The sequence below is a fragment of the Pantoea rwandensis genome (assembly GCF_000759475.1).
In the GTDB taxonomy this organism is placed as follows: domain Bacteria; phylum Pseudomonadota; class Gammaproteobacteria; order Enterobacterales; family Enterobacteriaceae; genus Pantoea; species Pantoea rwandensis_B.
In genome coordinates this window covers 1021223-1034353 of sequence record NZ_CP009454.1, presented here as the reverse complement: position 1 = coordinate 1034353, position 13131 = coordinate 1021223, and the positions used below count along the sequence as shown (strand labels likewise).

Genomic DNA, 13131 nt, shown 5'->3' with positions numbered 1-13131 from the left:
GGTCTTGTGCAGGACAGAATTAAAGCGTGTTTTACCGAAAGTATTCAGACTCAAATCGCCGCTGCGGAGGCACTGCCGGACGCGATTTCTCGCGCCGCTATGACGCTGGTGCAGTCGCTGCTGAACGGTAACAAAATCCTGAGTTGTGGTAACGGTGCCTCATCGGCCAATGCTCAGCATTTTGCCGCCAGTATGATTAACCGTTTTGAGACCGAGCGCCCCAGCCTGCCTGCGCTGGCACTGAGCGCCGACAATGTCATGCTGACGGCAATCGGCAACGATCGTCTCCACGATGAAGTTTATGCCAAGCAGGTTCGCGCGCTTGGTCAGGCCGGTGATGTGCTGCTGGCTATTTCAACCCGTGGCAACACCCGCGATATTGTTAAAGCGGTTGAAGCTGCGGTGACTCGCGATATGACTATCGTTGCGCTGACCGGCCATGATGGCGGTGAGCTGGCGGGCCTGTTGGGTCCGCACGATGTGGAAATTCGCATTCCGTCACATCGCAGTGCACGCATTCAGGAAATGCATATGCTGACGCTGAACTGCCTGTGTGATTTGATTGATAACACTTTGTTCCCACACCAGGAATGACTGAAGGAGCTCAAATGAAAGCATTGAACGCTGTCGCCATTCTTTTAACTGCCATGATGCTGCAGGGCTGTGTTGCCGTTGTGGCAGGCGGCGCCGCTGTGGCGACCAAAACGGCAACGGACCCGCGCACTGTGGGTACGCAAGTGGATGATGGTACGCTGGAACTGCGTGTCACTAACGCACTGGCTAAAGATGAACAAATTAAAAACCAGGCGCGCGTCGTGGTCACCGCTTATCAGGGCAAAGTACTGCTGACCGGCCAATCACCATCGGCTGATTTGGCGAGCCGCGCCAAGCAGATTGCGATGGGCGTAGATGGTGCCACCGAAGTGTATAACGAAATCCGTACCGGCCAGAAAGTGAGCCTCGGAACGTCATCATCCGATACCTGGATCACCACCAAAATCCGCTCGCAGCTGCTGGGTAGCGATCAGGTGAAATCGTCGAACGTGAAAGTGACCACGGAAAACGGTGAAGTGTTCCTGCTGGGTCTGGTGACACAACAGGAAGCCACTGCGGCGGCCGATGTGGCCAGTCGTGTGAGCGGTGTGAAACACGTAACGACCGCGTTCACCATCCTGAAGTAATCTGCATCTGACGGGCGCAGTCAGTTGCGCCCCGACCACAGACAAGGGCAGCCTCAGCGGGCTGCCTTTTTTTATGCCGGTAAATCGATGACGAGGGCACGCAGCGGCGTTTTCGCCTGCAACGTAATCTGCTGTTCTTCACTCAAGAACGCGCCGTCACCGCAGCTCAGTAACTCCTGATTGGCGCTACTTGCCTGCAGATCCAACGAACCGTGGATGGATTGCAGATAGGCACGCGGACCGTTCAGTTTCACCGTATGCTGCTCACCGGGTGCCAGTATCACCTGATGGACCCAAACTTGCTGACGCAGTTGCAGGCTGCCATCCACGCCGTCTGGCGAGGCCAGCAAGAAGCGGGTCTGCTGCGGCACAGCGATTTTCTGCAGCAGCGGATTCTCTCGATCCGGGCAGGCCGCCAGCCACAGCTGCATACGTGTTAACGGGTGATCTTTGCTGATATTGATTTCACTGTAGTTCACGCCCTGCCGCGCCGACAGCAGCATGGCTTCGCCTTCCCGCGCGATCAGGTGGTTACCTTCGCTATCGCGGTACTCTGCTTCGCCCTGCAACACCAGATTCAGCACATCAACCTGCGGATAGCTGCGTGGCTGGAACGCCGCACCAGGTGCCAGCACTTCCTGATTAAGCACACGCAATGAAGCGTAGCCCATTAATTTCGGGTCAAAATAGTGGCCAAAAGAGAAGCTGTATCGCGCCTGCAACCAACCGAAATCGGCCTGGCCACATGCTGACGCGCAGCGGGTTGTCATCATGATTTACCTCCGACGCACTGCGGTGAGATTCGACCACAGGCTTTATACGTTAATGGTAAAAGGCTGGACGCCGGATTGTTAGCCAGTTAATCTGCCTGGCATATTCAAATTTACTGACAGAGAACCGGCATGGCAAAAGACCGCGCGTTAACACTCGAAGCTTTACGTGTGATGGATGCTATTGATCGTCGTGGTAGCTTTGCTGCGGCAGCCGATGAACTGGGCCGCGTTCCCTCTGCATTGAGCTACACCATGCAGAAGCTGGAAGAGGAACTGGACGTGGTGCTGTTTGACCGCTCCGGCCATCGCACCAAGTTCACCAATGTCGGGCGTATGCTGCTGGAGCGTGGGCGCGTGCTGCTGGAAGCGGCCGATAAACTCACCACCGATGCCGAAGCGCTGGCACGCGGTTGGGAAACCCATCTCACCATCGTGGCCGAAGCACTGATCCCCACTAATCTGCTGTTTCCTGTCGTTGAAAAGCTGGCGGAGAAAGCCAACACGCAGATTTCGCTGGTGACGGAAGTGCTGGCCGGTGCCTGGGAGCGTCTTGAACAGGGCCGCGCGGACATCGTGATTGCGCCTGATATGCATTTCCGTGCATCAACCGAGATTAACACCCGTAAGCTCTACAGCATTATGAGCGTCTACGTGGCCAGTCCGGATCACCCGATTCATCAGGAAGCCGAACCGCTGTCTGAAGTGACGCGCGTGAAGTATCGCGGTATCGCGGTGGCGGATACCGCGCGCGAACGCCCGGTGTTAACGGTGCAATTACTGGACAAACAGCAGCGTCTGACGGTGAGCAGCATGGACGATAAACGTCGCGCCCTGCTGGCAGGATTGGGTGTCGCCACCATGCCTTATCCGATGGTGGAACAGGATATCGCCGAAGGCCGTCTGCGTGTGGTGAGTGCCGAATACACCCGTGAAGTGGATATTATTATGGCGTGGCGCCGCGATAGCATGGGTGAAGCCAAAGCGTGGTGCTTGCGTGAGATCCCGCGATTGCTGGCGAAGCAGCGTAGCTGATTAAGATCTGGTCGGCATAAATGCCGACTCTCCCCTAAAAGTGTAGCGGGAGATTCATCCCAATCATCACAGCCCGGCACCCAGCCCGAATAGTAAAGCGTCGACATGCTTCCCAAACATCCTGGGGCGGGATGCATGCCGGACGTTGTCGTGTTGGCATTCATCCCAAACCTCGTAAGCCGGGTGCATGCCGGACGTTGTCGTGTTGGCATTCATCTCAAACCTCGTCAGCCCGGATGCATGCCGGACATTGTCGTGCTGGCTTCATCCCACCCAGGTTTACCCTCACATCCGGCTGAGACAATCGATCGCCACCGCTTTAAAGCTGACGAAATCCGCGCAATCGCGCAATCGGGTCATCGCCCTCTCCCGCAGGAAGGTGACGAACAGATCGTAAATCGCCATCGCCTCTTCGTATTCGCTTTTGCTGATCGCTAGCAGGAAAATCACCGAAGCGGTTTCATCACCCCAGCTCACGCCATGCGGCGCCAGTACGGTATACACCACGGTTTTCTTCGCCAGCAATCCCAGTGAGTGTGGCAGCGCAATGCCTTCGCCAAGCAGGGTGCTGACAATCGCTTCTCGCTCTTCAACGGAGGGATAAAAGTCCGCATCCACACAGCCTTCTGACTCCAGCTGATCGCACAACACGCGGAACAGCGCGGATTGCGTCATTGGCTTATCCAGCACCATAAAGTGCTGTGCATCGAAATATTTTTCCAGCATGTAAGGCCGCGTGCGATCCACCAGCACCAGCTTGCCCAACTGCTCCAGCTGGAACTCGGTCGGGAACGGTGACATCACCGCAATTGGCTTATTCTTCTCACTCAAACGCACGGTGGAAATCACGAAATCTTCGTCGATGTGTTTGCGCATCTCGTAATCACGCTGCGACAAACGCGCCGTGACCACCAACTGCGGATATTTACGCAGCAGCAGCGCTTCAATCATGCGCAGTGTGGAGTTGCCGCTGTCGCACACCAGCAGCACCTGCGGATGGCGTTGATAGCCGACATCGTAATGCCGCTCCAGCCCGACACCGATGTGCAGCACCAGAAAACCGATTTCGTTCTCGCTGATGCTATAGGGCGTGTATTTTCCCCAGCTGGTCACCGCCGCCAGCGTCACGTCATAAGCCATCGGATAGTGCTGTTTGATGTTACTCAGCAGCGGATTGGGGATGTGAATCTGGTAGCGCACCCGGGTAATCATAGTTTTGATATGGGTGAGCAGATCGGCTCGCAGCTGCTCATCCTGCTGCAAGCGGTAGTTGTAATGGGTGTTGATGTAGTTCAGCAGGTAGTCGACCAGCGCATCGGCATCATCAGCATTAATGGTGCTGGGCGACAGCGCCTGAATCTGCCGGGCGGCGATATTGACGCGCAGCCAGTTCTCTTCCGCCTGCGAGATCGGTTTGCCGACCAGCGGCTGCATCAGATTCACCAGATGATGCGCGGCTTCGCGCACCTCTTCACCGACATCTTCCGCGCCGGGATCGTTGAGCGGGAAACCTTCGCTGATGCGTCGCACCGCCACCGCACAGTAAATTTGCAGATAGCGCTCACCCTCATCGCTCAGGCGAATCGCATACTGATTAAAACAGTGCTGCAACAGCGGTTCCAGCTGTGCCAGGATGCCGCTGTGCAGCGCTTCCACCGTCAACAGCGGGCTATCAGGCATCTCCTGATCAATCTGCCACAGCAAATCCGTCAGGCAGGTGCGGATCGCCGCTTCGCTGCCGAACAACTTCATGCCGTAATGCGGTTTGGTTTCGATATTCAGATGATAGCGGCCCAGCCACTCGCGCACTTCCGCCATATCGCTTTGCAGGGTGGCGCGGCTGACAAACCACTCTTCCGACAGGTCTTCCAGCTTGAGAGAATAGGCGGCGGTGAGAAAACGCGTGAGCAAATAGCGCACGCGATCCTGAGAAGTGCGCGGCACGCGCAGCGGCGCGGCACTCTCTTCCTGCAGACGGTCAAAAAGCGCCACATCGTCGATCTTCAGCTGATATCCCGCGCCGCGCGCCAGTACGAACTGTGCGCCGTGTTGCTCCAGCAGTGCATTCAGTGCGGTGATATCGGTGCGCACCGTGCGCGTTGAAACAGAAAAGCGGCGCGCCAGCTCATCCTGCGGCAGCGTTTCGTTTTGCAGCGCAGCGAAAAGTTGGGCCAGACGCTGATTGGGAAATCTCACGGAGCTTCACCTGTGACTCGTTTGTTACAGCAGTTTCTTGCACGTTGCTAGAAGCTGACGCACATCGTCAATGCGCGTGTCGCCAGTGGCACTGTCGATGATCGAACTATAGACGTGTGGAATCACTTTGCTGACGCCCGCATCGAGTGCAATCTGCACAATGGCTTCGAAGTTATTGAGATCGATGCCGCCGGTCGGTTCCAGCCAGAAGTCGTGACGCGCACAGGCTTCAGCAACGGCACGGTACTCATTCACCGCTTTTAAGCCGCCCATCGGGAAGTATTTCACCGAACTGCCACCCATGTCCTGCAGCATGGCGATGGCGCTGTCGATCGGCACGATCGCATCTTCCAGCTGTGAGCTGCGCGGTCCGGTGGAAATTTTCACCAGGCCCGGCGTGCCGGTTGGCGAAATCAGACCGTTGACCACGGTGTGATTCTGCCCGAGCAGCGCGCGGCTGGTCGCCACACCGGTAAACACCTGGTTCACATGCTGCGGTTGCAGCACCGCTGAGATCTCACTCACCATCGCCGACTGATTAGGATCGCCCGCGCCCAGTCCGACGGACAGCGCGTTGTCGATCAGCGCCGCGTACTCGCGCATATCAGCAATCGCTTCTTCATTGCTCGCGTAATTTTTTGATAACACGCCCACCAGCACGTGGCCTTCTGCGGCCTGCCAGATCTCTTTGGCGTTCTGCTTAGAACCGGCCAGCACGTTGAGGCACAGACGGCCCTGATAAAAATTCGGGTTCAGACTCATGCGCGTTTTCCTCCGCTGAGTAACGCCTGGATACGGCTAAAGATAATATGCAACTGATCGGCGCTGACGCTGCGCACGTCGGCTTCGATAATGCCTTCATTGGCCTTGTAGCCACGGAAGTAGATCGCGATGTCGCCGGTTTTCAACGCCTGCACCAGCTCGCCAGTTGGCCATTGTGTGACGGCTTCATCGAACTTGATCTCAGCACGGGCGATATCGCGGCCTGCCGCATCCCACACTACGCGTGCGGACACACCATTCAGCGTATTGAGGTTGTCGATAAACGGCGTCATGTTGGCCACCATCTCTGCACCGGTGGTTTTCGGCTGCACCAGATAGTTTTCAATCGCCTGCGTCAGACCAAGAATGCCCTCTTTACCGACTTTCATCGCGCGGCCTATACCGTTGCTTTGACGTTTGACCCACTCAACGTACTGAGTGCGGCCAATCACCAGACCGCTGGTCGGCCCTTCGATCGCCTTGGCGCCGCTGTAGATCACCAGGTCCGCGCCCATTTGGTAGTAGCACTGCAGATCTTCTTCTGCCGCCGCATCCACGATTAACGGGATACCGTGTTGACGCGCGACCACCGCCGCCTGCTCCACACTCAGGTGGCTCTTCTGCACACAGTGGTGTGATTTGATGTACAGCAGCGCCGCCGTGGTGGGCGTGATGGCGGCAGCCAGCTGTTCAGGCGAACATTCGTTGCTGTAACCAGCCTCCACCAGACGTCCGCCGCCCAGCGCCACCATCGCACCTACCGGCGCACCGAAGTTCACGTTATGGCCTTTCGGCACCACGATATCGTGCGGCACCGTCAGCGGCGCGGCATGCAGGTTGTCCAGCAGCCAGTCGTTATCTTTGACGATCACCGCCGCCACGCTCTGTGCGATGCCCGCAGAGGCGCAGGAAACCACCACCGCATTTTCCACATCCAGCAATTTAGCGATGTAGGCGCCGGTTTTGTTGACCAGATCTTTGATCTCGAAATAGTGATTCAAACCGTAGCTGACGGTCTCCACCACATCGGCAGACGGCGTTGAAACACCCAGAATGGTCATACGACCGGAGGCATTGATGACCTGTTTCAGGTCATATTTTTCATAAATCGAAGACATGATTAGCTTTCCCTTCATCAGTCAGATGCCACTTACCCGTGATAACCACGGCCAGCGGCAGCAAATGTTGCTCACCCAAAATCCGTTCGCCTTCAGCATCGACGAACGGGCGGGCTTCCTCTTTGACGGTAAAAATGGTCAGGTCGGCGTCATAACCTTCTGTTAAGCGCCCTTTGCCCGCTAAGCGCAGGCCAGCCGCGGCATTGCCGGTGACGCAGTCGATAACCTGCGGCAGCGTCATGCCAATGCTGAAGAATTTCGACATCACGTGCGCCAGGCTATGTACCGGGCCGTTGATGCGGTTGCGACAATAAATGTCCGAACTGATGGTGTCGGGCAGAATGCCCTGCGCGATGGCCTGACGGGCCACTTCAAAGCTGAAGCTGGCACTGCCGTGGCCGATATCCAGTTTTACGCCACGCGCGATGGCGTTTTTCACTGCCGCTTTCAACTCACCCTGTGGTGAAAGAATGCGGTTTGGTTTGCCGTTAAAGCAGTGAGTAATGATGTCGCCGGAAGTGAGCAGATCGGCAATCTCTTCCAGCACCGGCGGATTGTTGCCGATATGCACCATCAGTGGCAGATTTCCCGCCGCCTGCTGAATAGCTTTGGCGCGAATCAGCGGCTGAATGCCATTCTCACCCACCACGCTGCTGCTCATGCGCGCTTTCAGCCCCACGATAAAGTCCGGGCGACGTTTCACCGCCTGCACCACGGCCTCACCGTCAATCTGCGCCATATCGGCCAGCTCGTTCTGGGTGATGATGCCGGTGCGTGAGATGTTGATCAGCGCGCGCACTTCGGTGATGGCGGAACGGGTGAGCTGATAGAAATCGTCGATATGATCCGCGCCGGTGCTGCCTGCATCAACCACGGTAGTGACGCCCTGCGCCATGCCAATCGCATCGGCTTCATCGTGATAAATGGGGGATTTGGGATAGCAGTGCACGTGGCTGTCAATCCAGCCTGCGCTGACGTAATAGCGCCCCTCTAAATCGCGCTCCTGCTGAGCTGAACCGCTGACGTCGCCGACCGCGACAATTTTGCCCTGCTGGATGGCGATATCCACCAGCTGTTCGTCGCACAAACGCGCGCGGCGCAGAATCAAATCAAACATATTTACTCCTTAACGTGCATTCTGCGAGGTGCGCATAAATGCGCACCCTACAAAACACTAGCCACGATTGATTGCAGACCCTACAAACCATTATTCACAATCAACTGCCGGCCCCACAAACCACTAGCCACAACCGACTGCAGACCCTAAAAACGACTAGCCACAATCGGCTCTCGCCCTTCAAAACATGTCGAACAGTTGTAGGGTCGCCATTAATGGCGACCTGGTAACACAAAAAAATCAGAGAGAAACCGGGAACATCGCGCCTAACGCCATGGCACCTAAAATCGCGCCACCGGTGATCGGTTTGTTCCACAGATAAAACAACAGCGCACCCACCAGCGAACCGAGGCCGATGGGAATCGATGCCGCCATCGCAGACAGGATAATCAACGGCCCAAGGAAGCGGCCGGAAGCATTACCTGCACCCATCATCACGTCCGCACCGTAAGTGGAGTCGCTCTGATTGATGGTGAACTTACGCGCCAGGATAATCAGATAGCCAATGGCTAAACCCACCACCAGGCCCGTTGCCAGTGATGCCGCAAAGTTCGCCACCGGGAACACGATGCCCGCGCCCAGCAGTAAAGCGGGAACGCCCAGCCCGACACCGGTTTGAATCGCGCCGCCGATATCCAGAATCCCGACCAGCGAACCTTCGATGATGCGAGCAAACAGGAAGCTGGCACCAAACGCCGCCACGGCGCCATACACGCCGGTTTCCATGCCGGAACGCAGCATTGAAACAAACGCCACTTCGTTAAATGCGCCGATGCCGTACAGGTAGTACATGTGCGTACCGGCAAACACCCCGGCGGACAGCAGGCCAACAAAGATCGGGAAAGACCAGTCGGCGTACCAGAACCCTTTGTTTTCGGTCTCGTTCATTCTCAAGGCTCCTTATTTGCCGCTCAGGCTGTTGTGAATCATGTCCAGCCAGCCAGGAATGCCAAGTTGGAAGGATTGCAGCAGCTTCATATCGAAGCCACGGAAGAAGCCGCTCAGAGCGAACAGCAGCACAATCGCGAACATCATCACTTTGGTGACTTTGTTCCAGCCGCTCTCTTCCACGCCTTTACCAATCAGGATACCCAGCACCAGACCCGGTACGGCATTGCCCATGATCAACTGCGCCAGACCACCAAAGATGGTCGCCCAGAAACCGGATTTCTTACCGGCATCAATCGCTGCCAGCCAGAAGATCACCGGCATCACGGTGTTCACCAGCAGGTTGGCCGCCGGCACCAGCACTTTAACCGCCGTAACCTGCAACGCTGCAGGCACCGCAGAAGCCGTGCTGTTGAGGAACGCCACCACGATCATGCCGATGATGCCGCAGGCAATCGCCATGCGTTTTGGGTTATGCAGGGTTTCGGCGACGTTGCGGTTTTTCACCATCAACGCGGCTGCGCCCCAGTTAGGCAGAATGCGGTGATCAACGTCCTGAGTGAAGGAACCTGCAGCCACAGACGATGCCCAGGCGTTAAAGAAGAAGCCAAGACCAAAGGAGAAGTGCGAAGCGGGATCGCCCTCACAGGAATTGAGTTCACCCAAGGTACGAAACGCGCCCATACCTTGCGTGGTCGGTGCATGGAACATGCGCGCTGCGCCCGCTCCTACCCCAACGCCAACCAATCCACCAATGATCAACGACTTAAACAAAATGATTAAAAACATGTTGTTGTACCCTTTGTTGTCGTTTTTATTTCGTCGCGATGAAATCCACCTTGTCGGTGTCGATCACGGTGACGCTGACGGTGATTTCCAGCTCGACGCTGTAATTCCGTCGTTCGCGCGCCAGAAAGAAGAACAAGAACTTCTCTGTGCGTACGCTCTCCTGCGCGCGCAGCACCCGCACATCTATGGGTTCAATGCGCAACAGAATCTTTTGGCTGGTGCGCAGCACTTGCTGCTGCACCTTGCTCAGTGCATCGGAAAAGGCTTTCGCTTTGCTATCGCCTTTGCCCTGCACCGTAACCTGCGTCTCGTATTGCTGTTTCATGCTTAGCTGCCGTGTTTTTTATTCCAGGCCTGCACCAGACGTTCACCCAGCTCTTCTTTATCCATAAAGCCAAAGCCCAGCACGGTGGCGCCTTCGTTGATGGCGGTCACGCCTTCATCAATCGAACGCATACCGTGTTTGGCTTTGTAGCCATATTTGTTTTGCGCAGTGATGGCACCGGCACCGCCGCTGCCGCAGAAAGAGATGCCGAAGTCAGCGTTTTCCGCTTTCATCACATCGCCCAGCTTCATGTCCGCTGCAACGCCCGGCACCACAACAGCACGGCCGCCTGCTTTCTCAATCCCTGCTGCGACTTTCTGACCTTTACCCAGACGATCACCAATCACGACTGTTACCATGTTCAATTCCTCTCGATTTATGCTTCGTTGGATTTCGCCACTTCGATATGCACCGATAGCAGCCAGGCTTCTTCTTTTGGCAGATTGCCAAACAGATCGACCACCTGCTGTGCCAGCGCCATGGTTTCTGGCGAGATGTCTTCAAACAGTTCGGCTTCCACTTCCGGCAAGGCTTCACCCGTGAGCGAACGCGCTGCCATCGCCCGCACATGCGAGGCCAGCATCTGCTGCTGCACGGCGTTGGCTTCGATGTGGTGCGCAGCGTAGATCGCCGCAATTTGCTTCATCACGTTATCCGCCAGCGCCTGAATGGCTTCCGGCGTGCTCTGTTTCAGTGGGACAGCTTCACTCCTCACCTTGCTACTCCTGTTTACTGCGGACAATTAGAGATAATTCGCGTTGAAAAGAAATTACGCTTTCCGCTTCAGGCTGTGGAGACGCATCTTTTCCACCTCAAAGTGGAAATCCCACGGGCGTGTGTGCGCCAGATCGCACTACGCATGAAGTGTGCGAAACAGGTCACAAAAATGCGGGTTATGCCGGGAATCTATGCGTTTAAACGGAGGAAATGCGAGGGGAGATAAGGCCAGCCACAGGGCTGGCCGGGTTATCAGCGGAATTTCTTATGGTTGGCGTTACGAATATCTTCCAACTTCTTCGCTTCAGTTTTGGCTTCGTCGAGCTTGTTGGCTTTCGCCAACTGATCGACGACATCAATCTGCGCAATCAGAGAATCAAGACCGGCGTGATAATCCTTAATCTGGGCGCTATCGGCAGCCTGACCTTCCAGTTTTTCCGGCGTGGATTTTTTAGCATCCTCCGCCGCCTGGCGCATCTTGCCGAGCGCGGTTTGCATTTCCTGAGCATCAGAGGTTTTCTTCACCACGCTCAGGCCATCTTTCAGGGTATCCATATCACTCTTCAGGTCAGCAGCGAATACGCTAGCTGAAGAGAACAACAGCGAGAGAGACAACATTGCAATCACATGCTTACGCATAAATATTCCTTATTTCCCGTCATATTTCAGGTTCCAGACACGTTGGCTACGCTCACTCACCCCAGTCACTTACTGATGTCATATCCTGAGGATTCATTCACTTGCCGCCTTTCTGTCACGCGAATAATTTTGGGGGTTTTATTGTCGGGCTAAAAAAAAAGCAGCCTTGCGGGCTGCTTTCATGAAGCGATGTCTTTATTGTCCGGCGATTTTCATCTCCGGCAGCAGCACCGACCCGCATTGTATATTGCTGCGCGTTTCAATGTCGTTACCGAGCGTTACCATATTGAGCCACATATCCTTGAGGTTGCCCGCAATTGTGATCTCGCTCACAGGATATTGGATTTCACCGTTTTCAACCCAGAAGCCTGAGGCACCGCGCGAATAGTCACCGGTCATGGCGCTGACGCTGGAGCCCATCATTTCGGTGACCACTAAACCACGGCCCATCTGCTTCAGCATATCTTCAAAGCTATGCCCCTGGCCCGCAATGCGCCAGTTGTGAATACCGCCCGCATGGCCAGTGCTCTGCAGGCCAAGCTTGCGTGCCGAATAGCTGGTCAGCAGCCAGTTTTGCAGCACGCCATCTTTGATGATGTCGCGCGCCTGGGTGCGCACGCCTTCGCTGTCGAACGGCGTAGACGCCAGCCCTTTCAGCAGGTGCGGCTTCTCTTCAATCGTCAGCCACTCAGGCAGGATCTGCTTGCCGAGTGAATCCAGCAGGAAGGTCGCTTTGCGATAGACGCTGCCGCCGCTGATCATGCCGACCAGATGACCAAATAGACCCGTCGCCACTTCCGGCGCGAAGATCACCGGCGCTTTCATGGTCGGCAACTTGCGCGGCGCTAAACGGGATAGCACGCGACGCGCGCACTCCTGGCCCACCCAATCCGCAGTTTGCAGATCGTCAATGGAACGGCCAATGGTGTAGGCGTAATCACGCTCCATGTTGCCATCCTGCTCGGCAATCACGCAGCTGGAGAGCGAATGGCGGCTGGAGCAGTAGCTCTGCAACATGCCGTGGCTGTTACCGAATACTTTGATGCCGACGTGACTGTTGAAGCTACCGCCTTCGGTATTGGTAATGCGCTTGTCAGCCTGCAACGACGCCTGTTCTGCCTGTGCGGCCCATTCGATAGCGTGATCGGCATCGATCTCCCACGGATGGTAAAGATCGAGATCCGGCGCTTCAAATGCCAGCAGATCGGGATCGGCCGGGGCACCAAAAGGATCAACCGAGGTGTAGCGCGCAATGTCGATCGCCGCCTGCACGGTGCGTTTGATGGCATCCGGGCTGAGGTCGGTTGAAGAAGCACTGCCTTTGCGGTTCTGATGATAGACGGTGATGCCAAGCGCACCATCGCTGTTGAATTCGACGTTTTCCACTTCGCCATAGCGGGTACTGACGCCGATGCCGGTGGTTTTGGTCACCGCAACTTCTGCTCCATCGGTGCTGGCTTTCGCCAGTTCCAGCGCCTGCGCGACAGCCTGTTCTAACACTTTACGTTGTTCTGCAACCTGAGTAGATACGTTCATCGACCTGCCGTCTAATCTTAAGTATGAATTTATTGAGTCTATCAGACTCAGAGAACAA

At 56.0% G+C, this 13131-nt stretch carries 15 protein-coding genes; 3 read left to right on the top strand and 12 right to left on the bottom strand.

Annotation, left to right across the window (positions count from 1 at the left end):
- Positions 1-6 precede the first annotated feature (6 nt).
- Entirely contained in the window at positions 7-594 is a 588-nt protein-coding gene (gene diaA / locus LH22_RS04775) for a DnaA initiator-associating protein DiaA (protein ID WP_034829211.1), read from the top strand.
- Between the two features lie 14 nt (positions 595-608).
- On the top strand, positions 609-1181 hold the full coding sequence (dolP, locus tag LH22_RS04770) for a division/outer membrane stress-associated lipid-binding lipoprotein (RefSeq protein WP_038644509.1): 573 nt from the start codon (positions 609-611) through the stop codon (positions 1179-1181).
- A 71-nt stretch (positions 1182-1252) separates the two neighbouring features.
- Here the strand turns inward: dolP and LH22_RS04765 are convergent, their stop codons facing one another.
- Entirely contained in the window at positions 1253-1954 is a 702-nt protein-coding gene (locus tag LH22_RS04765) for a pirin family protein (protein ID WP_034829215.1), read from the bottom strand.
- A gap of 129 nt (positions 1955-2083) precedes the next feature.
- Between LH22_RS04765 and LH22_RS04760 the strand changes: the two genes are divergently transcribed.
- Positions 2084-2986, top strand: coding sequence for a LysR family transcriptional regulator (locus LH22_RS04760; protein ID WP_038644506.1), 903 nt, complete (start codon positions 2084-2086; stop codon positions 2984-2986).
- Positions 2987-3271: 285 nt separating this feature from the next.
- On the opposite strand, the gene LH22_RS04755 is transcribed toward LH22_RS04760, so the two are convergent.
- The 11 genes from LH22_RS04755 to pmbA all read right to left on the bottom strand — a co-directional run bounded on the left by LH22_RS04755 (position 3272) and on the right by pmbA (position 13073).
- A complete protein-coding gene (locus LH22_RS04755; protein WP_038644504.1) occupies positions 3272-5182 on the bottom strand; it encodes a BglG family transcription antiterminator in 1911 nt (636 codons plus the stop codon).
- 24 nt (positions 5183-5206) lie between these two features.
- A complete protein-coding gene (gene dagF / locus LH22_RS04750; RefSeq protein ID WP_038644502.1) occupies positions 5207-5944 on the bottom strand; it encodes a 2-dehydro-3-deoxy-phosphogluconate aldolase in 738 nt (245 codons plus the stop codon).
- Complete coding sequence (locus LH22_RS04745) at positions 5941-7062, bottom strand: DgaE family pyridoxal phosphate-dependent ammonia lyase (RefSeq protein ID WP_038644500.1); 1122 nt, start codon at positions 7060-7062, stop codon at positions 5941-5943. The genes dagF and LH22_RS04745 overlap by 4 nt, the downstream gene beginning before the upstream one ends.
- Positions 7046-8179 carry an amidohydrolase/deacetylase family metallohydrolase gene (locus LH22_RS04740; protein WP_038644498.1) on the bottom strand — a complete coding sequence of 378 codons (1134 nt, stop codon included), beginning with the start codon at positions 8177-8179 and terminating at the stop codon, positions 7046-7048. Before LH22_RS04740 ends, LH22_RS04745 begins: the two co-directional genes overlap by 17 nt.
- A gap of 240 nt (positions 8180-8419) precedes the next feature.
- Positions 8420-9067, bottom strand: coding sequence for a DUF4310 family protein (locus LH22_RS04735; RefSeq protein WP_038644496.1), 648 nt, complete (start codon positions 9065-9067; stop codon positions 8420-8422).
- Between the two features lie 12 nt (positions 9068-9079).
- Positions 9080-9856: a DUF4311 domain-containing protein gene (locus LH22_RS04730; RefSeq protein ID WP_034829226.1), complete on the bottom strand. Its 777-nt coding sequence runs from the start codon at positions 9854-9856 to the stop codon at positions 9080-9082.
- 25 nt (positions 9857-9881) lie between these two features.
- Positions 9882-10181, bottom strand: coding sequence for a DUF4312 family protein (locus LH22_RS04725; protein ID WP_034829228.1), 300 nt, complete (start codon positions 10179-10181; stop codon positions 9882-9884).
- Positions 10182-10183: 2 nt separating this feature from the next.
- Entirely contained in the window at positions 10184-10540 is a 357-nt protein-coding gene (locus tag LH22_RS04720; protein ID WP_009087404.1) for an SFCGS family glycine-rich protein, read from the bottom strand.
- A 17-nt stretch (positions 10541-10557) separates the two neighbouring features.
- Positions 10558-10896, bottom strand: coding sequence for a glycine dehydrogenase (locus LH22_RS04715; RefSeq protein ID WP_038644494.1), 339 nt, complete (start codon positions 10894-10896; stop codon positions 10558-10560).
- 254 nt (positions 10897-11150) lie between these two features.
- The gene (gene cybC / locus LH22_RS04710) at positions 11151-11537 is read right to left on the bottom strand and encodes a cytochrome b562 (RefSeq protein ID WP_038644492.1); all 387 of its coding nucleotides are present in this window, start codon (positions 11535-11537) and stop codon (positions 11151-11153) included.
- Between the two features lie 195 nt (positions 11538-11732).
- A complete protein-coding gene (pmbA, locus tag LH22_RS04705) occupies positions 11733-13073 on the bottom strand; it encodes a metalloprotease PmbA (RefSeq protein WP_038644490.1) in 1341 nt (446 codons plus the stop codon).
- Positions 13074-13131: the final 58 nt, after the last annotated feature.

What these genes read in the sequence shown, in the direction of transcription:
- dolP (WP_038644509.1), top strand. Translation starts at nt 609, where the DNA reads ATGAAAGCATTGAACGCTGTCGCCATTCTTTTAACTGCCATGATGCTG.
- LH22_RS04765 (WP_034829215.1), bottom strand. Translation starts at nt 1,954, where the DNA reads ATGATGACAACCCGCTGCGCGTCAGCATGTGGCCAGGCCGATTTCGGT.
- LH22_RS04760 (WP_038644506.1), top strand. Translation starts at nt 2,084, where the DNA reads ATGGCAAAAGACCGCGCGTTAACACTCGAAGCTTTACGTGTGATGGAT.
- dagF (WP_038644502.1), bottom strand. Translation starts at nt 5,944, where the DNA reads ATGAGTCTGAACCCGAATTTTTATCAGGGCCGTCTGTGCCTCAACGTG.
- LH22_RS04745 (WP_038644500.1), bottom strand. Translation starts at nt 7,062, where the DNA reads ATGTCTTCGATTTATGAAAAATATGACCTGAAACAGGTCATCAATGCC.
- LH22_RS04740 (WP_038644498.1), bottom strand. Translation starts at nt 8,179, where the DNA reads ATGTTTGATTTGATTCTGCGCCGCGCGCGTTTGTGCGACGAACAGCTG.
- LH22_RS04735 (WP_038644496.1), bottom strand. Translation starts at nt 9,067, where the DNA reads ATGAACGAGACCGAAAACAAAGGGTTCTGGTACGCCGACTGGTCTTTC.
- LH22_RS04730 (WP_034829226.1), bottom strand. Translation starts at nt 9,856, where the DNA reads ATGTTTTTAATCATTTTGTTTAAGTCGTTGATCATTGGTGGATTGGTT.
- LH22_RS04725 (WP_034829228.1), bottom strand. Translation starts at nt 10,181, where the DNA reads ATGAAACAGCAATACGAGACGCAGGTTACGGTGCAGGGCAAAGGCGAT.
- LH22_RS04720 (WP_009087404.1), bottom strand. Translation starts at nt 10,540, where the DNA reads ATGGTAACAGTCGTGATTGGTGATCGTCTGGGTAAAGGTCAGAAAGTC.
- cybC (WP_038644492.1), bottom strand. Translation starts at nt 11,537, where the DNA reads ATGCGTAAGCATGTGATTGCAATGTTGTCTCTCTCGCTGTTGTTCTCT.
- pmbA (WP_038644490.1), bottom strand. Translation starts at nt 13,073, where the DNA reads ATGAACGTATCTACTCAGGTTGCAGAACAACGTAAAGTGTTAGAACAG.